The 22997-nt window shown below is 60.0% G+C and carries 21 protein-coding genes, 2 pseudogenes and 1 riboswitch; of the genes and pseudogenes, 6 read left to right on the forward strand and 17 right to left on the reverse strand.

Features of this window, described 5'->3' with window-relative positions; genetic code table 11:
• Positions 1–3 precede the first annotated feature (3 nt).
• The 7 genes from KGB14_RS19600 to KGB14_RS19630 form a co-directional block, all read right to left on the reverse strand.
• A complete protein-coding gene (locus KGB14_RS19600) occupies positions 4–528 on the reverse strand; it encodes a TIGR02281 family clan AA aspartic protease (RefSeq protein WP_223488367.1) in 525 nt (174 codons plus the stop codon).
• On the reverse strand, positions 525–1514 hold the full coding sequence (locus tag KGB14_RS19605) for an esterase-like activity of phytase family protein (RefSeq protein ID WP_223488368.1): 990 nt from the start codon (positions 1512–1514) through the stop codon (positions 525–527). Before KGB14_RS19605 ends, KGB14_RS19600 begins: the two co-directional genes overlap by 4 nt.
• Positions 1514–3418, reverse strand: a complete 1905-nt coding sequence (gene parE, locus KGB14_RS19610; protein ID WP_223488369.1) for a DNA topoisomerase IV subunit B — start codon at positions 3416–3418, stop codon at positions 1514–1516. Before parE ends, KGB14_RS19605 begins: the two co-directional genes overlap by 1 nt.
• Positions 3419–3487: 69 nt before the next feature.
• Positions 3488–4096, reverse strand: coding sequence for a YqiA/YcfP family alpha/beta fold hydrolase (locus KGB14_RS19615; protein ID WP_223488370.1), 609 nt, complete (start codon positions 4094–4096; stop codon positions 3488–3490).
• Between the two features lie 194 nt (positions 4097–4290).
• Positions 4291–5106, reverse strand: coding sequence for a 3',5'-cyclic-AMP phosphodiesterase (cpdA, locus tag KGB14_RS19620; protein WP_223488371.1), 816 nt, complete (start codon positions 5104–5106; stop codon positions 4291–4293).
• A 111-nt stretch (positions 5107–5217) separates the two neighbouring features.
• A complete protein-coding gene (locus KGB14_RS19625; protein WP_223488372.1) occupies positions 5218–5670 on the reverse strand; it encodes a DUF1249 domain-containing protein in 453 nt (150 codons plus the stop codon).
• Positions 5661–6278 carry an NUDIX domain-containing protein gene (locus KGB14_RS19630; RefSeq protein ID WP_223488373.1) on the reverse strand — a complete coding sequence of 206 codons (618 nt, stop codon included), beginning with the start codon at positions 6276–6278 and terminating at the stop codon, positions 5661–5663. The genes KGB14_RS19625 and KGB14_RS19630 overlap by 10 nt, the downstream gene beginning before the upstream one ends.
• A 242-nt stretch (positions 6279–6520) precedes the next feature.
• Here KGB14_RS19630 and KGB14_RS19635 point away from each other — a divergent pair, with 242 nt between their 5' ends.
• Complete coding sequence (locus KGB14_RS19635) at positions 6521–7267, forward strand: RsiV family protein (protein ID WP_223488374.1); 747 nt, start codon at positions 6521–6523, stop codon at positions 7265–7267.
• On the opposite strand, the gene cytX is transcribed toward KGB14_RS19635, so the two are convergent.
• Together cytX and thiC are read right to left on the reverse strand one after the other, a co-directional pair.
• The gene (cytX, locus tag KGB14_RS19640) at positions 7236–8528 is read right to left on the reverse strand and encodes a putative hydroxymethylpyrimidine transporter CytX (RefSeq protein ID WP_223488375.1); all 1293 of its coding nucleotides are present in this window, start codon (positions 8526–8528) and stop codon (positions 7236–7238) included. The genes KGB14_RS19635 and cytX overlap by 32 nt on opposite strands.
• Before the next feature lie 151 nt (positions 8529–8679).
• Positions 8680–10569, reverse strand: coding sequence for a phosphomethylpyrimidine synthase ThiC (thiC, locus tag KGB14_RS19645; protein WP_223488376.1), 1890 nt, complete (start codon positions 10567–10569; stop codon positions 8680–8682).
• A gap of 164 nt (positions 10570–10733) precedes the next feature.
• Positions 10734–10839, reverse strand: a riboswitch (TPP riboswitch).
• Positions 10840–11030: 191 nt separating this feature from the next.
• On the opposite strand from thiC, the gene KGB14_RS19650 reads away from it, so the two are divergent.
• Positions 11031–12464, forward strand: coding sequence for a TolC family outer membrane protein (locus KGB14_RS19650; protein ID WP_223488377.1), 1434 nt, complete (start codon positions 11031–11033; stop codon positions 12462–12464).
• 103 nt (positions 12465–12567) lie between these two features.
• On the opposite strand, the gene waaA is transcribed toward KGB14_RS19650, so the two are convergent.
• Both waaA and KGB14_RS19660 read right to left on the reverse strand, forming a co-directional pair.
• On the reverse strand, positions 12568–13845 hold the full coding sequence (gene waaA / locus KGB14_RS19655) for a lipid IV(A) 3-deoxy-D-manno-octulosonic acid transferase (protein ID WP_223488378.1): 1278 nt from the start codon (positions 13843–13845) through the stop codon (positions 12568–12570).
• A 22-nt stretch (positions 13846–13867) separates the two neighbouring features.
• Positions 13868–14758, reverse strand: a complete 891-nt coding sequence (locus tag KGB14_RS19660) for a LysR family transcriptional regulator (protein ID WP_223488379.1) — start codon at positions 14756–14758, stop codon at positions 13868–13870.
• 103 nt (positions 14759–14861) lie between these two features.
• Between KGB14_RS19660 and KGB14_RS19665 the strand changes: the two genes are divergently transcribed.
• From KGB14_RS19665 to KGB14_RS19680, 4 genes are all read left to right on the forward strand, one after another.
• A complete protein-coding gene (locus tag KGB14_RS19665; protein ID WP_008004867.1) occupies positions 14862–15194 on the forward strand; it encodes a DMT family transporter in 333 nt (110 codons plus the stop codon).
• 199 nt (positions 15195–15393) lie between these two features.
• The gene (locus tag KGB14_RS19670; RefSeq protein ID WP_223488380.1) at positions 15394–16569 is read left to right on the forward strand and encodes an NAD(P)/FAD-dependent oxidoreductase; all 1176 of its coding nucleotides are present in this window, start codon (positions 15394–15396) and stop codon (positions 16567–16569) included.
• Positions 16566–17378: an aldo/keto reductase gene (locus KGB14_RS19675; RefSeq protein WP_223488381.1), complete on the forward strand. Its 813-nt coding sequence runs from the start codon at positions 16566–16568 to the stop codon at positions 17376–17378. The genes KGB14_RS19670 and KGB14_RS19675 overlap by 4 nt, the downstream gene beginning before the upstream one ends.
• A 32-nt stretch (positions 17379–17410) precedes the next feature.
• Positions 17411–18367, forward strand: a complete 957-nt coding sequence (locus KGB14_RS19680) for a metal ABC transporter ATPase (RefSeq protein WP_223488382.1) — start codon at positions 17411–17413, stop codon at positions 18365–18367.
• A 44-nt stretch (positions 18368–18411) separates the two neighbouring features.
• Here KGB14_RS19680 and KGB14_RS19685 read toward each other — a convergent pair whose 3' ends face one another.
• The 6 genes and pseudogenes from KGB14_RS19685 to KGB14_RS19710 form a co-directional block, all read right to left on the reverse strand.
• Complete coding sequence (locus KGB14_RS19685; protein ID WP_223488383.1) at positions 18412–19218, reverse strand: hypothetical protein; 807 nt, start codon at positions 19216–19218, stop codon at positions 18412–18414.
• Between the two features lie 71 nt (positions 19219–19289).
• Positions 19290–19997, reverse strand: a complete 708-nt coding sequence (locus tag KGB14_RS19690; RefSeq protein WP_223488384.1) for a hypothetical protein — start codon at positions 19995–19997, stop codon at positions 19290–19292.
• Complete coding sequence (locus KGB14_RS19695) at positions 19998–20972, reverse strand: glycosyltransferase (protein WP_223488385.1); 975 nt, start codon at positions 20970–20972, stop codon at positions 19998–20000. It lies immediately after the preceding gene.
• A 121-nt stretch (positions 20973–21093) separates the two neighbouring features.
• Positions 21094–22515: a bifunctional D-glycero-beta-D-manno-heptose-7-phosphate kinase/D-glycero-beta-D-manno-heptose 1-phosphate adenylyltransferase HldE gene (hldE, locus tag KGB14_RS19700; RefSeq protein WP_223488386.1), complete on the reverse strand. Its 1422-nt coding sequence runs from the start codon at positions 22513–22515 to the stop codon at positions 21094–21096.
• Between the two features lie 102 nt (positions 22516–22617).
• Positions 22618–22803 (reverse strand): annotated as a pseudogene (locus tag KGB14_RS19705) (adenylyl-sulfate kinase); the annotation flags it as partial.
• Positions 22803–22874, reverse strand: a pseudogene (locus KGB14_RS19710) (sulfotransferase); the annotation flags it as partial. The pseudogenes KGB14_RS19705 and KGB14_RS19710, both read right to left, overlap by 1 nt.
• Positions 22875–22997 lie beyond the last annotated feature (123 nt).

Consider the following 22997-nt stretch of genomic DNA (forward strand, 5'->3'; position numbering starts at 1 on the left):
GCCTCATGGTTTCGTTGTCTGGCGCAGCAGCATGGTGCCACCGCGCTGGGTAAATTCAAGTTTGTTGAGTGCGCTCATGCCGAGCAGCACCTGATTGCCGTGCAAACCGGGCGCCACCAGCGCGCGAACGTCACGCAGCACGATGTCCCCCAATTGCAGCCGGTCGAGGCGGGTTCGATAGCCCTCGCTCAAGCCATTGGCCGTGCTCAGGGTCACCCCAAAGCCTTTTTCCAGTTTCAGCCTCTCGGCCATTTCGGCCGGGATCGCCACATCGGTCGCGCCGGTATCGAGCATGAAATCCACCGGCTGACCGTTGATCTGGCCAGTGACGACAAAATGCCCCTGGCTGTTGCTGATCAGCTTCACTTCGATAAAACCTTCGCCCTGCTCAGAGCTGACGACGGCGTTGGGATTGTGCTGACGCGCCTCCCACTGCCCGAAAAACCGCGTCGCCAGAAACAGCGCGGCGCACCAGGCCAACACCATCAACACCCGACCGGCGCGTTTGCCAGGCGGTTGCTGACTCATGGCTTGGCACTCCAGCCACCTTCAGGCGCGGCAAAGCGCCAGACAATCGGGCGTACCTCACCGTCGGCGCGCGCACCGTTGTTGTTGTCGATGCCGATCCAGGCGCCGTCGGCGTCCACGATCAACGCTTCCGCCAGCCCAAAGGGCTGTGAATAACGACGGTTTTCCTGCAAGGCCTCGGCAGCAAACGACCAGCAGCGCTCGACCTTGGTCGTCACCGCATCACGGCGACAGATCTGAAAGGCGTTGCGCTCAAGGGTGAACAGCTTGCCGTCGAACAATGACAGATCGGCAAAATCCCGGGGGCGCGCTCTGGCCTTGGGAAATTGCGCTGGCTGCATTTCCATCCCGCCTTCACTCAGCAGCACACAGCTACCGTCGCAGTCCCAGACCGTTTGCTGACGCTTGATCAGCAGCAAACCGCGGCGCTCACGTTCGGCGGCCAGCCACAGCGTGTTACCGGCCGGATTGACCGCCAGGCCTTCGAATAACGCATTGAAGTGCAACAACATGCCGCTGGCCCGCGCTTGGCGAACCAGCATCGGCGAGATTTTCAGCCAGGACGCGGGCCCGATTGGCGGTACTTGCAACACCGCGGCGTGGCCTTCGCTGACGATGTAACGATTGCCCGCGTTGTCACAGGTGATGCCTTCGAAATCCAGATCCCCGCCCCGCACGAACGACGCAGCCCAAGTCCGCGAACGCAAGCCCCAGGGCAAACCGGTGTCGGGTACCAAGGGTACGTCGATGTGCACGGTTTCGGCTTGCCAGGTGGTGGTGCGCGTGTCGAGGCGATAAATCTGATCGTCGTCACGATCCGAAACGGTCCACAACTCCTTGCCACACTGGGCCAGCCCCGACAAATTGCCGCCGCGCATACCGTCGACGGCGTGCTCGGACAACAGGCGCAGCTCGGGCGCAGGCTCGGCGCAAACCGTCACCGTCGTCAGCAGCAACGTACACGCCAGGGCCCAGCCAAATCGCATCAGCCCAGGACCTCGGCCAAGTTGCCTTTGGATTCCAGCCAGGACTTGCGATCGCCCGCGCGTTTTTTCGCCAGCAGCATGTCCATCATTTCCGAGGTGGCGTCGAAATCCTCCAGCGTCAGTTGCACCAGACGCCGGGTGTTCGGGTCCATGGTGGTTTCGCGCAGCTGCGGCGGGTTCATTTCACCCAGACCTTTGAATCGGGTGACCTGTGGTTTGCCGCGCTTCTTCTCGGCCACCAGACGATCGAGAATGCCATCGCGCTCGGCCTCGTCCAGGGCATAGTAAATCTCTTTGCCCAGGTCGATACGGTACAGCGGCGGCATGGCGACGTAGACATGACCGGCATCCACCAGCGGGCGGAAATGCTGGACGAACAAGGCACAGAGCAATGTGGCGATGTGCAGACCGTCGGAGTCGGCGTCGGCGAGGATGCAGATCTTGCCGTAACGCAGCTGGGCGATGTCCGCCGAGCCCGGATCGACACCGATGGCCACGGCGATGTTGTGCACTTCCTGGCTGGCCAGCACTTCACTGCCGTCGACTTCCCAGGTGTTCAGAATCTTGCCGCGCAACGGCAGGATCGCCTGAAACTCCTTGTCCCGCGCCTGCTTGGCCGAACCGCCGGCGGAATCACCTTCCACCAGGAACAGCTCGGAGCGCATCGGGTCCTGCCCGGCGCAGTCAGCGAGTTTGCCCGGCAGGGCCGGCCCTTGGGTAATGCGTTTACGCTCGACCTTCTTGCTGGCCTTCAGACGACGGCCGGCGTTGTTGATCGCCAGTTCCGCCAGCAGCATGCCGGTTTCCGGGTTGGCATTGAGCCACAGGCTGAAGGCATCCTTGACCACACCGGAAACAAAGGCCGCCGCTTCACGGGATGACAGGCGCTCCTTGGTCTGACCGGAGAATTGCGGCTCCTGCATCTTCATCGACAGGACGAACGCAATGCGTTCCCAGACGTCTTCCGGTGCCAGCTTCACGCCGCGCGGCAACAGGCTGCGGAACTCGCAGAACTCGCGCATCGCATCGAGCAGGCCCTGACGCAGACCATTGACGTGAGTACCGCCCTGGGCCGTCGGGATCAGGTTGACGTAGCTCTCCTGAACGCTGTCGCCGCCCTCTGGCAACCACAGCAACGCCCAATCGACCGCTTCTTTATTACCGGCCAGGCTGCCGCAGAACGGTTCGTCCGGCAGGCGTTCGAATTCGCTGACCGCGTCCACCAGGTAGGAGCGCAGGCCGTCTTCGTAATGCCATTCGACTTTCTCGCCGGTGGCCTTGTCTTCAAAACTGACCAGCAGCCCCGGGCACAGAACGGCCTTGGCCTTGAGCACGTGCTTGAGGCGGCTGATGGAGAATTTCGGTGAATCGAAGTACTTCGGGTCCGGGGCGAAGAACACACTGGTGCCGGTGTTGCGCTTGCCGACGGTGCCGATCACTTCCAGTTCGGTCTTCTTGTAACCGTCAGCGAAAGTCATCTGATATTCGTTGCCGTCACGCTTTACGCGCACCCGGACTTCGGTCGACAAGGCGTTGACCACGGAAATACCCACCCCGTGCAGACCGCCGGAGAACTGGTAATTCTTGTTGGAAAACTTGCCGCCCGCATGAAGCTTGGTGAGGATCAACTCGACACCCGACACACCTTCTTCCGGGTGAATGTCCACCGGCATGCCACGGCCGTCATCGCTGACTTCCAGAGAGTGATCGGCGTGCAGGATGACCTGCACCGATGTCGCATGCCCGGCCAAGGCTTCGTCGACGCTGTTGTCGATGACTTCCTGGGCGAGGTGGTTCGGCCGACTGGTGTCGGTGTACATGCCGGGGCGTTTGCGCACCGGGTCGAGGCCCGAGAGGACTTCGATGGCGTCGGCGTTATAAGAGCTAGCGCTGGGAGTGGCCATGGGGTCTCGTCGTCCTTCAGTGAAAAGAGTGCTCTGTAAAAAGAGTGTTCTGTGAAAAGGGGCGAGCAATCACAGTGCTGTGAAATCAATCGCCTGATACAAATCTGCGCCGATGCCGGCGAAACTCAGCATTGCCGGCAGTTGCTCGGCAAAACCCTGGAAACCATGGTCGCCGCCGGCCTGAATGCGCAAGGCACAGGCCCGGTAATACTGCTGGGCGAGGCGATAGTCCAGCGTTTCGTCGCCGGTCTGCAACCACACCTGATATCGCTGCGGATCCTGGGGCGGCGGCACTTCCAGCTCGGCCAGGGCCGTCACGTGGTCGTGGGTCAATTCCCAGGTCTCATCGGTGTACAGGTTTTTCTGCGTCCCCAAGAACCCGTCGAACATCCGGTGCGGGCTGACGGCAGGGTTGATCAGCAGGGCTTTCAAGCCATGGCGTTCGGCCAAGTGAGTCGCATAGTAGCCGCCGAGTGAGCTGCCGACCAGCAGTGGCCGCCCCAGCTCGGCAATCGCCTGCTCCAGCTGACCGATGGCCTCGCGGGGATGGTGATGCAAGGCCGGCACGCGCAAGTGATCGCTCAAGCCCAGCCGTTCCATCACATTGATCAACTGGCAGGCCTTTTTCGACGCCGGCGCGCTGTTGAAACCGTGGATATAAAGGATCGAACCAGACATTTGAGCGCCCTGTGCGTCGGGTAAAGAGGCGCAGTTTACTGTAGGAGCTGTCGAGTGCAACGAGGCTGCGATCTTTTGATCTTGCTTTTAAAAAACAAAGTCAAAAGATCGCAGCCTCGTTGCACTCGACAGCTCCTACAGGGGCTTTGTCAACGGCGCCTACAGGGGGAATCGGTACACCCGCAGGAAAAGTGTCAGTAGCCATTGGAGCCGTAATCAATCTGGAAATCGAAACCGGTGACGCGCTCAACGCCTGTTTCGAGCTGGCCATCCGGCAACAGCCGCAACCACCGATACCCCGGTGCCTGCTCATTTACCTTGAAATCATCGCTACCCGGCTCGAACTGAATGCAGGTCGAGGGCGAAGCCATCAGGCGAACGCCATTGCGCAGCTGATCAATTTCCTGATGCACATGCCCCCAAAGCACTGCGCGAACCTGTGGAAAGCGCTCCAGCACCGCGAACAACGCTTCTGGATTGCGTAGCCCGATGGGCTCCATCCACGCACAGCCGATCGACACCGGATGATGATGGAAGCACACCAAATGATGCCGTTCAGGCGCCTCACTCAAGGAACGAACCAGCAACTGCAACTGCTCATCCTGCAAAAAACCCGGCACCGAACCTGGCACCGCCGAGTCGAGTAACGTCACCCGCCAGTTGCCGATATCCACCACCGGCTCCAGCAATGCACTCTGCACGGCTGCCTCGGCCATGATCCGCGGCTCGTCATGATTGCCGGGAATCCAGCGTCCCGGCGCATCGATCTGCCGCGTCAGGTCACGAAACAATTGGTACGACTCCAGCGTGCCGTCCTGGGACAGATCACCACTGGCGATCATCAGGTCGATTCGCGGCTGCTGCTTCAATACCAGCTCTATGACCTGCTGCAGGCTGTCGCGGGTTTTCATGCCCAGTAACGTTCCGTCCGCCTCGGCAAACAGATGACTGTCGGAAAGTTGCACCAGCAACGCCGGATCGGCGGTGGTCAATATGGATACGCTCGGCAAGGCGTTCTCCCAGGGCGTGATCACGGGATGGGTAAGTGCCGCAATTATGCTGGGGGACGATCAAAAGAGGAAACCTGTGAACCGGACGCAGTTCACAACTACACAGGGCTCTTAGCGCACAACGGCGTACTCGTGCCCGCAAGCCAGGCAATGACTCAGCCATTCCCCCAGGAACAGATTGAGCTGAGCCTTTTCGTCCGGCTGATGCATCGCGGCGTTCGGGTAAGGATAGATGCCCCGGAAGCGTCGTGCATGCTCAGCGCTGACGACCTCGGCCATGCACGCGTCGTGATAGACCTGAACTTCCAGTTGCGGCACCGGTAGCCACGGCAGGCTGTGTTCCTGGCGCACTTGCAGGGTCGTGGTATACGGGCAGACCTGCAGCACTTCCAGTGCCAGGACACCCAACATCTGTTCGCCCTGGGTCACGGCGATGCGCCGCGCTTCGGGCTCGTTACGCATGTCCGGCAGCAGTCGCATGAGGCGCGCGTAGTTGGCCTCGCAGGAGGCTTGCAGCCCCACGAGGTCGACCCGATAGCGATCGCGCAGCTTGTTTACGACCATAACCCCCTCACTTCAACGCGGTTCAAAGCCAGCCATTGCAAGGCAATGATGCTTGGCGCGTTGGCAATACGTCCGTCGCGCACGGCTTGCAGGGCATCTTCGAAAGCCCAGACCGTGACGCGAATATCTTCTGCTTCTTCCTCCAGCCCATGCAGGCCGCCAACCCCGGTTGTCTCGCAACGCCCCAGGTACAAATGCACGAATTCATTGCTGCCGCCCGGCGATGGAAAATATTTGGTCATCGGCCAGAGCGCCCCGAATACAAGCCCAGCTTCCTCCTGCGCTTCGCGGTGAGCAACTTCTTCCGGTACTTCATCCTTATCGATCAGACCGGCGACCAGTTCGATCAGCCACGGGTTGTCGGTCTTGCCCATGGCGCCGACGCGAAATTGCTCGATCAGCACCACTTCGTCGCGCTGTGGATCATAAGGCAGCACACACACCGCATCGTGGCGAACAAACAGTTCACGATTGATCTCGCGACTCATGCCACCGGCGAACAATTCATGGCGCAAGTGCACGCGGTCGAGCGTGTAGAAACCCTCGTAGCACTTTTCGCGCCGGACGATATCAACGGTGGTCGGAATGGCGTTGGCAAAATCAGTCATGACAATCCTCGTTTACTGCAAATCCGTTATGAGGTTCCTTTTTTTACTTGCAACTCGTTACTTGCAACCTCGACTTCGCGCCATCCTAACGCGCCCGCGATGTTTGATGCAGCCCCTTTCCAGTCAGCGGGATAGACGGTGAGGGCGAAACCAACTCTAATTAGCTTAGTGGCGAACTGACTGCTTCGTTGAGAGTCGAAGCGGGTAACTTTTCGCCTTCCCCTGTTTCATTAAGGACGCCCATGTCGCTTTTCAAAATCGCCTCCGTGGCCGCCATCGCCCTGACGCTGGGTGCATGCCAGAGTCTGTTCCAGCCCAATTACCGGGCGCCGCTGGAAACCACCCGCGACGCATCGGAACAGTTGAAACCTGGTTGCGCCAATCCTGATTGCCCGCTGGTGAACATCGATACACTGCGTTTCCCGGATGAGCCCGCGCTTGACGGCATCATCGAAAAACGCCTGCTGCAAATGACCCGCACCACGCCCGACGCCCCTGTCGCGCCGACGCTGGCCGCGTATCGCGAACAGTTTTTGAACAACGCCGGCCCGCACTACAGCAGCTATCTGCAAGCCAAGGTACGTGAACAGCATGACGGCTTGGTGATCGTTGAATTCTCTAGCTACCTGGACACCGGTGGTGACCATGGCACGCCAGGGCGCAGCTTCATCAACTATTCGCGCCAGCAGCATAAAGTGCTGACGCTCTCGGACATGGTGATTCCGGGGCAGGAAGAAGCGTTCTGGAAAGCGGCGCAGGTGGCGCACAACAGCTGGCTGATCAGCACCAAGCTCGATCAGGAGCCTGAGTTCGTCAAGCGCTGGCCCTTCGTGAAAACCCAGAACGTGGCGCTGACCTACGGCGGGGTGATCCTCAAGTACGAAGTGAGCACCATCGCGCCTTACGCATTGGGCCACGTCGAACTGAAGATCCCCTACCCGCGCCTGAATGGCATTCTCAAGCCTGAGCTGTTTCCCGGCCGTAGCTGAAGGCTCGACCGAGCACCAGTTGCAGCAGCCCTGCCAGTACCAGCGACGGCAGGGTTGCGCCGATGTCCGGATAGAGATTGGCCAGCAAATGATAGGTGCTCACCCCGCCTGACCAGGCGAGCAACGCCGGCCAGCGCAATGCGGCCGACGCGACCTGGCCACGGCGTTTGCGCAGGATGAAATGATCCACCAGCACCACGCCGAACAGCGGCGCAAACACCGAACCGATCAACAGCAGGAAGTTCTGGTACTGGGCCAATGGCGCCAGGCACGCGATCAGTGTGCAGATCACACCGATGGCCAAGGCCAGATGCTCGACTTTCAAGCGCAACAGAATCCCGCTGGACACCGCCGCCGAGTGAATATCGGCAAAGGCATTTTCCGACTCATCCAACAGAATCAGCAGCAACGGAATCCCTAAACCTGCGCCGGCCAGCGCCAGCAGCAAGGCATTCACTTCACCGCTCGGCGCGAACGCCAGGGTGTAGGCCACGCCCAGGCTCATCAGCCAGAAGTTACCGATAAAGAAACCCAGCGCTGTACCGCCGAAGACATTCTTCGCACGCTTGCCGAATCGCGAGTAGTCGGCAATCAGCGGCAGCCAGGACAGCGGCATGGCGATCGCAATATCGAAGCCCACGGCAAACGGCATGGAACCATCACCGGCCTGCGCCCACAACGCGGCCAGATCGGCTTTGGCGAACAGGTTCCAGGTCAGCCAGAGGCACGCGGCCAGCAGCAGCCAGATGCCCCACTTGCGCAGGATCTTGCGCACGAAAGTCAACGGGCCGCTGACCGCCAGCAACGTAGCCAGTACCCCGAAGAACAGCGTCCACAGCAGCGGGTTCGACCACAGACTGCCTTCGCTGAATGCTCGGGCGCCGAGCAGGCTGGCAGCGTCGCGCATCACGATGATTTCGAACGAGCCCCAACCGATCAGTTGCAACAGATTCAACACCGCCGGAAGGCTGGCGCCATGACGACCCAGGCTGAGCTTGAGTGCGGTCATCGACGACAGACCGGTATCGCTGCCGATCACCCCGACGGCAGCCAGAAGTAGAACGCCGACCAGCGTGCCGAGAAAAATCGCCAGCAACGAACCGGACAAGCCCAGACCCGGTGCGAGCAGCGCGCCGGTCTGCAACACCATCAGGCCGATGCCGAGGGAGAACCACAGGGAAAACAGATCACGGCCGCCGAAGACACGTTTGTCGGTCGGCACGGCGATGTCCGGGGAGTAAGTACTGGGTTGGATGCTCAAGGGTGTTATCTCAGAGGGACATTTGTTGTTTTTTTGATCGCCATCGCGAGCAGGCTCGCTCCCACAGGGGATTTGTGAACGACACAGATCCAATGTGGGAGCGAGCCTGCTCGCGATGGCGGCGGTGAAATCACCGCCGCCAAATGCCAGATCAAACCTTCTTGTACAACTGACTGCCTTCCTGCTTGAACCGCTCAGCCTGCTCTGCCAGACCTTGCGCAACTTCCGCATCGACAGTTTCGATCCGCTGGTTAGCCGCGTATTCACGGACTTCCTGAGTGATCTTCATCGAGCAGAATTTCGGCCCGCACATGGAGCAGAAATGCGCGACCTTGGCCGAATCCTTCGGCAGGGTTTCGTCGTGGTACGAACGCGCGGTGTCCGGGTCGAGGCCGAGATTGAACTGATCTTCCCAACGGAATTCGAAACGCGCCTTGCTCAAGGCGTTATCGCGAATCTGCGCGCCCGGATGCCCCTTGGCAAGGTCGGCAGCGTGAGCGGCGATCTTGTAGGTGATGATCCCGGTCTTCACGTCATCCTTGTTCGGCAGGCCCAAGTGTTCCTTCGGCGTCACGTAGCAGAGCATGGCGCAACCGAACCAGCCAATCATCGCCGCACCGATACCGGAGGTGATGTGGTCGTAGCCTGGGGCGATGTCGGTGGTCAGCGGGCCGAGGGTGTAGAACGGCGCCTCGTCGCAGCACTCGAGCTGCTTGTCCATGTTCTCTTTGATCAACTGCATCGGCACATGGCCCGGGCCTTCGATCATGCACTGCACGTCGTGCTTCCAGGCGATTTTGGTCAGCTCGCCGAGGGTTTCCAGCTCACCGAATTGTGCGGCGTCGTTGGCGTCGGCAATCGAGCCCGGACGCAGGCCATCGCCCAGCGAGAAGCTGACGTCGTAGGCCTTCATGATTTCGCAGATGTCTTCGAAATGGGTGTAGAGGAAGTTTTCCTTGTGGTGCGCCAGGCACCACTTGGCCATGATCGAACCGCCACGGGAAACGATACCGGTCACGCGCTTGGCGGTCAGCGGCACATAGCGCAACAACACGCCGGCGTGGATAGTGAAGTAGTCGACGCCCTGTTCGGCCTGCTCGATCAGCGTGTCGCGGAACAGTTCCCAGGTCAGGTCTTCAGCGGCGCCGCCAACTTTTTCCAGGGCCTGGTAGATCGGTACGGTACCGATCGGCACCGGCGAGTTGCGGATGATCCATTCGCGGGTTTCGTGGATGTGCTTGCCGGTGGACAAGTCCATGACCGTGTCCGAACCCCAGCGAATGCCCCAAGTCAGTTTCGCCACTTCTTCTTCGATGGACGAACCCAAGGCACTGTTGCCGATGTTGCCGTTGATCTTCACCAGGAAGTTACGGCCGATGATCATCGGTTCCAGTTCGGTGTGGTTGATGTTGGCCGGAATGATCGCGCGGCCACGGGCGATCTCTTCACGGACAAATTCCGGCGTGATGATTTTCGGCACGCTGGCGCCGAAGCTGTAGCCGGCGTGTTGCTGATCCAGCAGGCCAGCGGCACGGGCCACTTCGAGCTTCATGTTTTCGCGGATGGCGACGTATTCCATCTCGGCGGTGATGATGCCTTTTCGGGCGTAGTGCATCTGGCTGACGTTGGCACCCGGCTTGGCGCGGCGCGGGTTGTTGACGTGGGCGAAACGCAGCTTGGTCAGCTCTGGATCGGCAAGGCGTTCCTGGCCGAAGTTGGAGCTCAGGCCGGACAGACGCTCGGTGTCGCCACGGGATTCGATCCACGGCGAACGCACATCGGCCAGGCCTTTGCGCACGTCGATGATGACGTTGGGGTCGGTATACGGGCCCGAGGTGTCATACACCACTACCGGCGCGTTGATTTCGCCGCCGAAGTCGGTCGGCGTCACATCAAGACTGATTTCGCGCATCGGCACGAGGATGTCCGGGCGCGTGCCCTGAACATAAATTTTTTGCGAGCGGGTAAACGGCTGAACCGATTGCTGATCGACCTTGGCCGAGTCACTCAGGTTGGTTGCGTTTTTTGATTTTGTAGTCATCACGGGCTCTCCAGACACACATCCAGGCAGTGGATTTTTTGTCGGAGCGAACCTGTAAACGAATGGACGCACGGGTGCTGGAAATCAGCTGTGCTGTGCTCGATGCTCGAGGGGTGTTCGATTGTCGAACAACATCCCGGACGAAGCACAAGAGGACTCGCCGGGTGACGAGAAATCTTGTTCCCTACGCAGGCGCTAACCTGATCAGGTTCAACGGGATCCGAAATTATTCGATCTCAGCCTCATAGCAAGGCACCCCGACAAGAACCCGGCCAGTCTAGACACAACCGGCAAAGAACGCCAATCCCGCTGCAAACACCATGATGAATGGCGCAATTGCAGGATTGTTGCCGTGCCTGCGTGCAACTACACTCGCTACGCCGTGCCGCCTTGACGCTGCGGGGCGCCGCGCCGTAGCCTTGGCGCTCAAATTATCAGCGTAATTTTTTAGGGATAGCCTCATGCTGCGCAAACTCTCACTGGCCCTTGCCGTGTCTTATGCGTCCAATGGAATGGCTTGGGCAGCAGATGCGCCCTTATCGACCAAGACCGATCTGGTCAGCGTCTATCAGGAAGCAGTGGACAACAACGCCGACCTCGCTGCCGCCCGCGCCCAATATGGCGCCCAGAAGGAAGTCGTGCCCCAGGCTCGTGCCGGCCTGCTGCCGAACATTTCCGGCGGTGCCGAAGTGGCCAACGTGCGTACCTCGATCGACCAGCCTTCAGTCGTCGCTAACCGCAGCGCTCATTCGTATCAGGCGACCCTGGCGCAGCCGCTGTTCCGCGCCGATCGCTGGTTCCAGTTCCAGGCGGCCAAGGACGTCAACGAGCAAGCTGCATTGCAACTCTCGGCCACCGAGCAGAACCTGATCCTGCAAAGCGCCGAAAGCTACTTCAACGTGCTGCGCAGCCAGGACAACCTGGCATCGACCAAGGCCGAAGAAGCGGCATTCAAGCGCCAACTCGACCAGTCCAATGAGCGCTTCGATGTCGGCCTGTCGGACAAGACCGACGTGCTGCAATCCCAGGCCAGCTACGACACCGCGCGGGCCAATCGGATTCTGGCCCAGCGCCAGGTGGATGATGCGTTTGAAGCCTTGATCACCCTGACCAACCGGCAGTACAACTCGATCCAGGGCATCGTCCACACCTTGCCGATCCTGCCGCCAGCGCCGAACGACGCCAAGGCCTGGGTCGACACCGCCGCCAGACAGAACCTGAATTTGCTGGCCAGCAACTACGCGGTCAGCGCCGCCGAAGAAACCCTCAAGCAACGCAAGGCCGGTCACGCACCGACGCTGGATGCGGTGGCCAAGTATGAAAAAGGCGACAACGATGCCTTGGGCTTCAGCAACCCGAATGCGTTTGGAACGCCGTATGGCGGCAACGTCGATCAACGTACGCTGGCCTTGCAGCTGAATATTCCGATCTACAGCGGCGGGCTGACCAGCTCCCAGGTGCGCGAGTCTTACTCACGCCTGGATCAGACTGAACAACAACGCGAAGCGCTGCGCCGTCAGGTCGTGGAAAACACCCGCAATCTGCACCGCGCCGTCAACACCGACGTCGAGCAGGTGCAGGCACGCCGGCAGTCGATCATCTCCAACCAGAGCGCGGTGGAAGCGACCGAAATCGGTTATCAGGTGGGGACGCGCAACATCGTCGACGTGCTCGATGCCCAGCGTCAGCTGTACACCTCGGTGCGTAACTACAACAACACCCGCTACGACTACATCCTCGACAACCTGCGCCTGAAGCAGGCCGCCGGCACTTTGAACCCGGGGGATTTGCAGGACCTGACGCGTTATCTGAAGGCTGATTACAACCCGGATAAAGACTTCCTGCCGCCGGATCTGGCCAAGGCTGCGGCGGAGCAGCTCAAAGCCAGGCCTTAAAAAGCAAAGGATCGCAAAAGCAAAAGATCGCAGCCTTCGGCAGCTCCTACACCGGGATTGATGTACACCCTGTAGGAGCTGCCGAAGGCTGCGATCTTTTGATCTAACGCTCGATCAACCTGCCCAACCCATCCAACAAACGCTGCAACGCGCCCTGGTTAGCGCGCATCACTTTCAGCCCCGCCTCTGCCATCCGCTGCGCATCGCTCGGTAATTCGAACAATCGCTGCACCGCCAGCGCCAGACTTTCGGCATCATCGACCTCGGCCAACGCCCCGGCACTGCGCAACTGCGCGGCGATCTCGAGGAAGTTGAATAAGTGCGGACCACTCAATACCGGTTTGGCCAGGGCCGCCGGTTCCAGCAGGTTATGACCGCCGTTCGGCACCAGACTGCCGCCGACGAACGCGCTGTCAGCCAACGCGTAAAGAAACAGCAACTCACCCATGGTGTCGCCCAGCAGCACCGAAGTGCCTGGGGTAACCGGTTCGCCCGCCGAACGCCGCACCGTGGCGAACCCCTGCTGCCGGCACAATTCGAACACCGGGTTGAAGCGCTCCGGATGACGCGGCACCAGAATCAGCAAGGCATCGGGATGATTGGCCAGCAGCCGACGATGGGCAGCCAGCACCACTTCGTCTTCGCCTTCATGGGTACTCGCGGCGATCCACACCGGGCGATCCTGCGCCTGCCACTGCGCACGCAACTCGTCAGCACGCTGCAGCAGTTGCGGGTCGATGGTCAGGTCGAACTTGATCGAACCGGTCACTTCGACGGTTTCCGGGCGCGCGCCCAAATCGCGGAAGCGCTGCGCCTCGGCTTCGGTCTGCACCGCGAACAGGCTCATCTCGGCGAGCATCGGACGGGTCAGTTCAGGGAAGCGGCCATAGCCCTTGGCTGAGCGTTCGGACAGTCGCGCATTGGCCAGCGCCACGGGAATTGCGCGCTTGGCGCATTGATGGATATGGTTGGGCCAGAGTTCGGTTTCCATGATCACCGCCAGTTTCGGCCGGGCCCGATCAAGGAATCGCTTTGCTGCGCAAGGCAAGTCGTACGGCAAATAGCAGTGCTGGATGCGCGGTTCGTTGGCAAACAACGCCTGGATGCGCTCGGAACCGGTCGGGGTCATGCAGGTAACGGTGATCGGCAGCGTCGGATACCGTTGCAGCAAGGCACGAATCATCGGCGCAGCGGCGATGCTTTCGCCCACCGACACGGCGTGCACCCAGAGGCCGTCCGGCTTCATCGCCGGCAGCGCGAGGGAGAAACGTTCGCCAATGCGCTTGGCGTACGCCGGCGCCTTGCGCGCCCGCAGCCAAAGCCGAATCGCTACCAATGGCAGCCCCATGTAAAACAGCGCGGTGTAGAGAGTTCTATTCATGGCGGCGGAGTTTATCGGTTTTTTAGCCGATCGCCTGCAAGTGCACGGCAAAACGTTCCGCCAGCCAACGGGCCGCCGGGCCGAGGGGCTCATCGCGACGCCAGACCAGCTCCACAATCAATGCCGGTGGCGTCCATTCGCTGGCCAGTTCGACCATCAGATCCTGATACGCCGGGTACTGCACCACATGTCGCGGCAACCAGGCCCAGCCGAGACCACGCATCACCCATTCGGCCATCACGTAGAAACTGTCGGCGCGCCAGACCTGCGGGCTGGCCGGTTCACTGCCGGGGTAGACGCTGGACTGCGTGGACATCAGCAACTGCCGATGCTGCGCCAGTTGTTGGCAATCGACCTGGGCCTGCTTCGCCAAGGGATGCCCCGCGCCGCACACCGTGACCATTTCGACGCTGCCCAGCACTCGCCGTTCGAGGGCTTCGGGAATCTGATCGTGATAAAACAGCAAGCCCAGGTCAGCCCGGCGCTCTACCAGTTTGCGCGCCACATCACCTTGGGCTGCGCTGGTCAGCTGCACCTCAAGGCTGGGAAACTGTTCCGCCAGGGCCTCAAAGCTTTCAACCACCGCTTGATAGGGCATCGCCTCATCCTGAGCCACCCGCAGACTCGCTTCCTGGCCACGCATCATCGCCAGTGCCCGGCCATTGAGGCGCTCGCACTGGCGCAGCACTTCCCGCGCTTCCTCAAGCAGGGCGGTGCCGGCTTCGGTGAGTTTCGGCTGACGGCCGCTGCTGCGGTCGAACAGACTGACGCCCAGGTCCTCTTCCAGCAGCGCAATCGAACTGCTGACCGCCGACTGCGCCTTGCGCTGATCCCGCGCCACCGCGGAAAACGAACGCTGTTCCGCTACGCTGACAAACAAGCGCAGCTGTTCCAGATTCCATTGCATGTTCATGGCTCAACCCATCTTCAGAACAGATAGGTAATGACTTTACCGCATCTGGCGAGTCTCTAGAATGCCGACCTCAGAAAGCAACACTTCACACGAGGATTGACCCATGACCGCTTACTACTACCTGGCCATTGCTATCTGCGCCGAAGTAATCGCTACCGTTTCGATGAAAGCGGTCAAAGGTTTCAGCACGCCACTGCCGCTGCTGCTGGTCATCGTCGGTTACGGCATTGCTTTCTGGATGCTGACCCTGGTGGTGCGCAGCGTTCCGGTGGGCGTGGCCTACGCGGTGTGGGCCGGCATGGGCATCGTGATGGTCAGCGTCGCGGCACTGTTTATCTACGGGCAGAAGCTGGATGTGCCGGCGATGCTGGGAATGGCGCTGATTGTGCTGGGTGTTGTGGTTATTCAGTTGTTCTCCAAGACTGCCGGACACTAAAACCCGAAGCACTTTCCATTGTGGGAGCGAGCCTGCTCGCGATAGCGGTCTTGCATTCAACCCTTATGTTGCATGTGCCGGCCCCATCGCGAGCAAGCCCGCTCCCACAGGTTTTGCATCCTCCCTATTGATCACCAACAAATCCCCTCCGCATCGAGTCTGTATACTGCACCCTCGTCTTGAACACTGAGGTCGCTGCATGCCATCTGTTATTTCCACCGACGTTCTGATTGTCGGCGCTGGTGTCGCCGGCCTCTGGCTGAATGCGCGCCTGCGCCGCCAGGGTTTTTCAACCGTGCTGGTGGAAAGCGCCAGCCTCGGTGGCGGGCAGAGCCTGAAGTCTCAGGGCATCATCCACGGCGGCGCCAAGTACGCGTTGCACGGTGCCCTGACCGGCGCCTCGGAAGCCATCGCCGACATGCCGCGTCGCTGGCGTGAAGCGCTGGCCGGCGACGGCGAACTGGACCTGTCCGGCGTGCGCGTGTTGTCCGACGCCCATTACCTCTGGTCCCCCGGCACCCTCGCCGGCAACCTCACCAGTTTTTTCGCCAGCAAAGCCGTGCGCGGGCGGGTCGATCAGGTTAAAGGCGATCAATTGCCGCCAGCGCTGCAAGACAAGCGCTTCAAGGGCAAGGTCTATCGCCTGACGGAACTGGTGGTCGACGTGCCGAGCCTGATCCAGCGCCTGGCCGATCTGGCTGGCGACGGTCTGCTGGCCTCTCAGCACATCGAACCACTGCTGGAAAACGGCGAACTGGTCGGCCTGAAAGTCGATGAACGCGAGATCCGCGCCCAGCGCATCGTTCTCAGCGCCGGTGCCGGCACCGCTGACCTGCTCACGGCGCTGGGCCTGAGCCAACCGGCCATGCAGCGTCGTCCCCTGCACATGATCATCGTCAAAGGCCCGGGCCTCAAACCGCTGTACGCTCATTGCCTGGGCGGCGGGCCGAAGCCGCGCGTCACCGTGACCACTCACCCGGCCGCCGATGGCCAGTGGGTCTGGTACGTGGGAGGCGACATCGCCGAAGCCGAAGGCGTGACCCGCGAGCCTGCGGCGCAGATCGCCAGCGCGCAAAAAGAACTCGGCAACCTGCTGCCATGGATCGACTTGAGCACTGCACAATGGGCGACCTTGCGGGTCGAACGCGCGGAGCCGCTGCAATCGGGCCTGACTCGCCCGGACAATGCCTTCCTCGCCGAGCAGGATCGTCTGCTGGTGGGTTGGCCGACCAAACTGGCCCTGGCGCCGGACTTCGCCGACCGCGTCATCGCCTCGCTGCAGCGCGACGGTATCCAGCCGAGCCACCCGGCGCCGCTGCCGGAACTGCCGAAACCACCGATAGGCGTCCCTGCCTGGGAGCAACTGCTGCCATGAGCCAACCGACCCTGCACGACCTGCATCGCCCTTTGGGCAGCACCGGCCTGCTGGTTTCGCCCCTGGGTCTGGGCACGGTGAAACTCGGCCGCGATCAAGGGGTGAAATACCCCAACGGCTTCCAGATCCCCGGCGATGACGAAGCGCGCATGTTGCTCAAACTCGCGCGCGACCTGGGCATCAACCTGATCGACACCGCACCGGCCTATGGCCGCAGCGAAGAGCGTCTCGGCCCGTTGCTGCGAGGTCAACGTCAGGACTGGGTGATCGTCAGCAAGGTCGGCGAAGAGTTTGCCGACGGCCAGTCGCGTCACGACTTCAGCGCCGCCCATACTCGCTTTTCGGTGGAACGCAGTCTGCAACGTCTGGAAACGGATGTTATCGATCTGGTCTTGGTGCACTCCGACGGCAACGACCTGGCGATCCTGAATGAAAGCGAGGTCTATGCGACTCTTGCCGAGCTCAAGCGCGAAGGCAAGATTCGCGGTTTCGGTTTTTCCGGAAAAACCGTCGAAGGCGGCTTGAAGGCTCTGGAACAAGGTGATTGCGCGATGGTCACCTACAATCTGAACGAACAGAACGAGAAGGCAGTCATTGACTATGCTGCTGCCCACGGCAAAGCGATCCTGGTCAAAAAGGCCCTGGCCAGCGGCCACGTCTGCCTGAGCCCGGGCGTGGACCCGGTGCGTGCCAGCTTCGAGTTGTTGTTTGAACACCCGGGTGTGGCCAGTGCTATTGTCGGGACCATCAATCCGCTGCACCTCGTCCATAACGTCGCGACCGTTGCCAAAATCCTTCGTAGCCATTGATGCCGCCCACGCGGCCTTAAGCAGGAGCCGACATGCCGCGTACGCTGATAAGAAAGAACCCGAGCAACTTCAAGACCCTGCCATTATTCGTCGAAGCGACGCCCGAAGGCCTGAGCTACCAGAGCGTCGGGATGCCGCTGAATTTCTCCCAGACCCTGCAACGCCGTCGCCCGGTGACGGTGCCCGATACCGAGCGGTTCGCCCTGGAACTGGCGAACCTCGGGGTCTCGGTACGCCTGACCCTGCATTGGCAGAACCGCGATTACTGGGTGTTGGTGCGTCAGCGTCGGCAGGACCGCGGCGATGTGGTGCTCAAACTGATCTCCGGTTACGTGCCGGCTCATGAGCTGACCTTGCCACTGCACACGGCGACCCAGGAGATTGCCGAAGAGTGCCTGCTGGAAACCCCGGAAGGCTGGCTCAGCGGGCGCTTCAATGACACCTGGCTGCCGGCGCCCTACTCGTCCGCCCTGCATTATCGCGAAGCCCTGCCGTTTCGCCTGACACCGTTGTCCGGTTCAGCGCGGCCGGTGCGTTGCGCCAACATGCCGCTGATCGAGCGTCCGCGGGCGTATGTGCATTTGCCGACGGCATCGCTGCAATTGATTTATGACTTGCGCCTGGACGTGCCCAAGGAAGCCAAATCCCTGAGCCTGTTTCATGTCGACGAACGACTGGAGGGCGATCAACTGGTGGCCCGGCTCGATCGTAAACGTCCCGATTTGTATCTGATGCCACTTGAAGATGGGGTGCCCCTTCCCGAGTTGTATACGCTCAAGCGCGATAAGCTTTTACCGGCCAGTACCCGTGGACTGTATCTGGCGGAGAGCTTTGCTATCCAGCAAGGCTGGGTCGTTCGGGAAGAACGTATTCGCTGGAAGGACTGGATCGCGCAACAAGGGCTGGGAGTACCGAAAGCTCAAAAACAAGGGTTGATCACACTCGGAGCCAAGGCACTGCAACTGGTGCGGCTGGTACGAAGACATTAGAAAAAGCGTGTGGCGGTTGTAGCGATGGGCGGACGGTCCACGGCCTAATCCGACCGCCGACTGTCCATGACGGTACGTAACCGCGCAAACAGATGAAAGTAGCGATTCTCTCGCTTGCCCATGCCTCGCTTGGGAGAGAACGACTCATCAGCGAATGCACCAGTGATACGAACGCGCGAAGCCGTGGTGTCCATGGTGCAGACTTTGGTTCCGGCCTGTTGCAGCACGTATTTGAGCAGCCGCTCGGAATGCAGCTTTCTTCCTGTCGCTTCACAGAAATCGAAGATGTGTTCAATCCTTTTTCCATAGGCTTTGTACGCATCACGCCCACAGATGGCAAAACGATCGTTCAGTCCTCCCCACCACTGCCAATCAGGGATATAGGCATTCAACCGCCTGGCATTGGGGTGCTTGAACACATAAGCGGGAAGCGGCGAGTGATAGAAATTATCCGGCCGCACGAATACGACGAAATCAGGATTGAAGGACTCCATCATGGCCGTGACCGTGTGCAGCGAGTTGAGCTGATAGATCAGATTCCTGAGGGACGCATGCTCATCAGCCCAGGTATCGCCGAGTGTTTTCACTCGCTCGAAGTCCCAACGCTCCAGAACGCCTTCCGTCGAGGCGAGCATTCCGGTCATGGACTGGAAGGCCTCATAGTTGTCGGCGCTCAGTTCCCCCGCTTCACCTGAACGCGAGTTCTGGATTTCATCGATTTTATAGAGATGATAAAAGCACTTCACATTGCTGTTCGAAGGCAACTGCGCAAGCACGTTCTCTTGAATGGAGGGAAAGCAGATTTCCGAATTTCTTGGAATGCCAAAAAAAGCCACCGCAATATTTAACACTCGACAGCACCCCTGGAAAAATTCGAGTCCACTTTTCGGCGCCCTGCTGGCGACCGATCACAAACAATCATTCATTTGCGACGAAGCAATACTTGCCACCAACTACGATGCTGCAGCGGCACGACGATGACGTCCGACTTTTGCAACCAGTCCCGTTCATAGCCCCAGGCATGCCCGCTCCAGAGCTTTCCCGCTTCGTTGGAAAAACCTAATGTCATCAGTTGGTAGGTATAACCGGCGTGACTGCGCAGCCAATCGAACAGCACCAGCGCATTGAAGCCAGTGGACGGTCCGACATAACGTTTACCTTCCGGTCGATCGACCGGGTAGTTCCACAACGCCGGTAACGGAATACGCTCCCAATAAAGAGCCACTCGCGGCAAAGGACACATCGCTCCCGTGCTTCCCACCAGCATCGTGAAACAACGCTCGCCAGCGTGCTGGAAAAGTCGCTGCACTTCAGGCCCATAGGGAAGGCCGAAAAAGTACGCGTCCGGCGCATTGAAACCATGCACGAATACATTGACGCTCTGTGGGCAAAGCAGCGCAGATTTCACACAGGTATTGAAGCTGACGACCACGTCATCGGCGCCAATATTCAGCGCCTGGAAATCGGCTGCCGTGATCGCCGGGTTATTGGCCACAAGCACCACGCGGGCCGCATTGTGCAAACACGCCTTGAGCTCCATCGGCAGTCCATCGATGACCGATTGATGGCCGCCGGGCAGCGCATCCAGCGCCATCTCCTCACTGGCTTGCAGCTGTTGAGAATCCGTCATTTACCCTGGAACCTCCATCCCGTGGCGCAACTTGACCCACAGGCGAGTGAATGCCGATGGCGGTCGCCAAGGACGCATTTCACGCTGAATTTCAGCAGCCAGGGCACGCCCCACGCGAGCGAAGGAATACTGGCTCTCAGCGAACGCCTGCCCGTTACTGGCGATACGAGACGCTAACGCAGGGTCACTCTCCAACAGCTTGAGTTTTTCCATGGCCTCATCTTCGGAGCGATAGAACACGGTGTTGTGCATATCCTGAAAACCCAACAGTCCGTCTTCTTCACCCTGACTCCAGGCCAACAGTACACAGCCACATGCCATGGCTTCAAAGTTCTTGATCATGAATTCGCCCATGCCGATATCGGCACTGACAAAAATCTTGATGCGATTGAGTGTTTCCAGATATTCGGCACCTGACTGGGTCCGGGTTACCAACATGCCGGTACGCCGAGCCAGCGATTCAAGGACTGCCTTGCGCTGCGCATATTCGGTACTTTTCAGGCTGCCCAGAAACCCGATCGGAATATCTCGGACACCGTCCATGTTATGCAGCATCTGTTCGTCATATCCCTTTGAAACGAACACTGCATCAATATTTTCAGCTTGCATCCGACGCGCAACAACCGCTCCAGAAACCAGCACGCGAGCACTTGGAAGTCGGTTATACAGGCGCGAATAAACCCGCCGGTACTTACTGTTGGGCATGTAGTTCTGATAGGCGTCATGCTCGAGAAAGATCAACCCGGGAATACATTTCAGCACACTCAGTTGTGGAGCGAGGCGCTTGACTCTAGAGAAAATCACGACGCGGTCAAAGTTCTGATAATTGACCGAAGCCAGAAACGGACCCAGATTCATCTGTTGCAGTTTGCTTAGGCGATAGACCACGCAATCGGTGCAATTCTGCTGCACGATTTCATACAGGCGATCCAATATGACTCGCTGCTCGTCCATCACCAGGAGCATGACTTTCATAAATTTATAACCACAAGATAAAAGCAGGTAAGCGCGGGTTCATACCGGCCAACATCAATGGGAACGGTTATACCTCACGGTAAAACCGTTCAAATACAGTACAAAACGAGAGACGTCCACCTCAACGGTTGCGGATCTTCTCGACAATCGCCGTGGTCGAGCTGTTTTCCACCAACCCCAGCACTTTCACTGTCCCGCCATAAGCGGTAACGATGTCCGCTCCGACTACCTGCTCAATGCCATAGTCCCCACCCTTGACCAGTACGTCCGGCTTGACCTCGCGCAACAGGTTTTCCGGTGTGCCCTCAGAGAAGCTGATCACCCAATCCACCGCGCCCAGACCGGCCAGTACGGCCATGCGACGGTCGACGCTGTTGATCGGCCGACCCGGCCCTTTCAAGCGGCTCACCGACGCATCGTCGTTGACTGCCACGATCAATCGATCGCCCTGGGCGCGCGCCTGCTCGAGGTAGGTCACGTGGCCGGCATGCAGGATATCGAAGCAGCCGTTGGTGAAGACAATTTTCTCTTTATGCGCACGCGCATCGTCGACTGCCAGCAGCAACTGCTCAAGGCCCAGCACGCCGCGCTCGGACCCTTCCTCACGCTGGATGGCGCGACGCAGTTCCGGTGCGCTGATGGCCGCCGTACCGAGCTTGCCGACGACGATGCCTGCCGCCAGGTTGGCCAGGGCCACCGCGTGGGGCAGTTCTTCGCCTGCGGCAATCGCCGCCGCCAGAGTAGAAATCACTGTGTCACCGGCACCGGTCACGTCGAACACTTCACGGGCACGGGCCGGCAGGTGCAGCGCCGGATGATCCGGGCGCAGCAAGGTCATGCCGTGCTCGCCACGGGTCACCAGCAACGCGCCCAGATCCAGGTCGTGCATCAGCTGCGCGCCCTTGCTCACCAGTTCGTGCTCATCGGCGCAACCGCCGACGATGGTTTCAAACTCGCTGAGGTTCGGGGTGATCAGGCTCGCGCCACGGTAGATCGAGAAATCCTTGCCCTTGGGATCGGCCAGCACCGGAATGCCACGAGCACGGGCAGCCTGGATCAGCACCTGGTGGTTTTTCAGCGCGCCTTTTCCGTAGTCGGACAGCACCAACACCTTGATGCCTTCGAGCAGTTCGTCGACCTGCTCGCCCAGCGCCAGGGCGTCGGTGGAGAAAGGTTCTTCGAAATCGATACGCAGCAATTGCTGGTGACGGCTCATCACCCGCAGCTTGACGATGGTCGGTTGATGCGCGATGCGCTGGAACAACGCCCGCACACCGGCGCCCTTGAGGCTATTGACCAGGCTGTCGGCAGCCTCGTCGTCGCCGGTCACGCCGACCAGCGAGGCCGGCGCACCGAGTGCGGCAATGTTCAAGGCAACGTTGGCGGCACCGCCCGGGCGGTCCTCGATTTGCTCGACCTTGACTACCGGTACCGGCGCCTCAGGGGAAATCCGTGAGGTACCACCATGCCAGTAACGGTCGAGCATGACATCGCCGACCACCAAGACAGGGGCTTGATCGAATCGCGGCATGGACAACTTCATGGAGCAACCCACATACAAAATGAACAGGGGCGGGATATTAGCACAGGGTTGGCGCCGGCTTGCGTCACGGCTGCAACCGGATGAAAAGGTGGGTATTTCTGCTCATTTATTGAGCAGAAATACCCAGAGCCGCCGGCAAGCGTCCGCGAGTTGCAGATCCTGGGTGTCGATCTCGCACTCCGCTGCCAGCGGCGCCTCATGAGGGCTGTCGATGCCGGCGAAGTCCTTGATTCGCCCTTGCCGGGCGGCCTGACACAGACTTTTTGGGTCGCGTTGCGCGCATGCCGCAACGACAGGCGCCCCGGCAGAAAAGCCCGTCGGGACTTGGGCAAGAGCTTCCAGAGATAACGTTGCAACATGGCAGTACCCGCGCGAAAGGGATGGCCCTCTCGCTTGAAGTCAAAGTTCGTTCAGGAACCTTAACAAGCGCATTGCCGAGATTTATTCAGGCTTGGTCAGGAAAGGTAAAGGTCTGGATACAA

The organism is Pseudomonas sp. A-RE-19, assembly GCF_019956555.1.
GTDB lineage: Bacteria > Pseudomonadota > Gammaproteobacteria > Pseudomonadales > Pseudomonadaceae > Aquipseudomonas.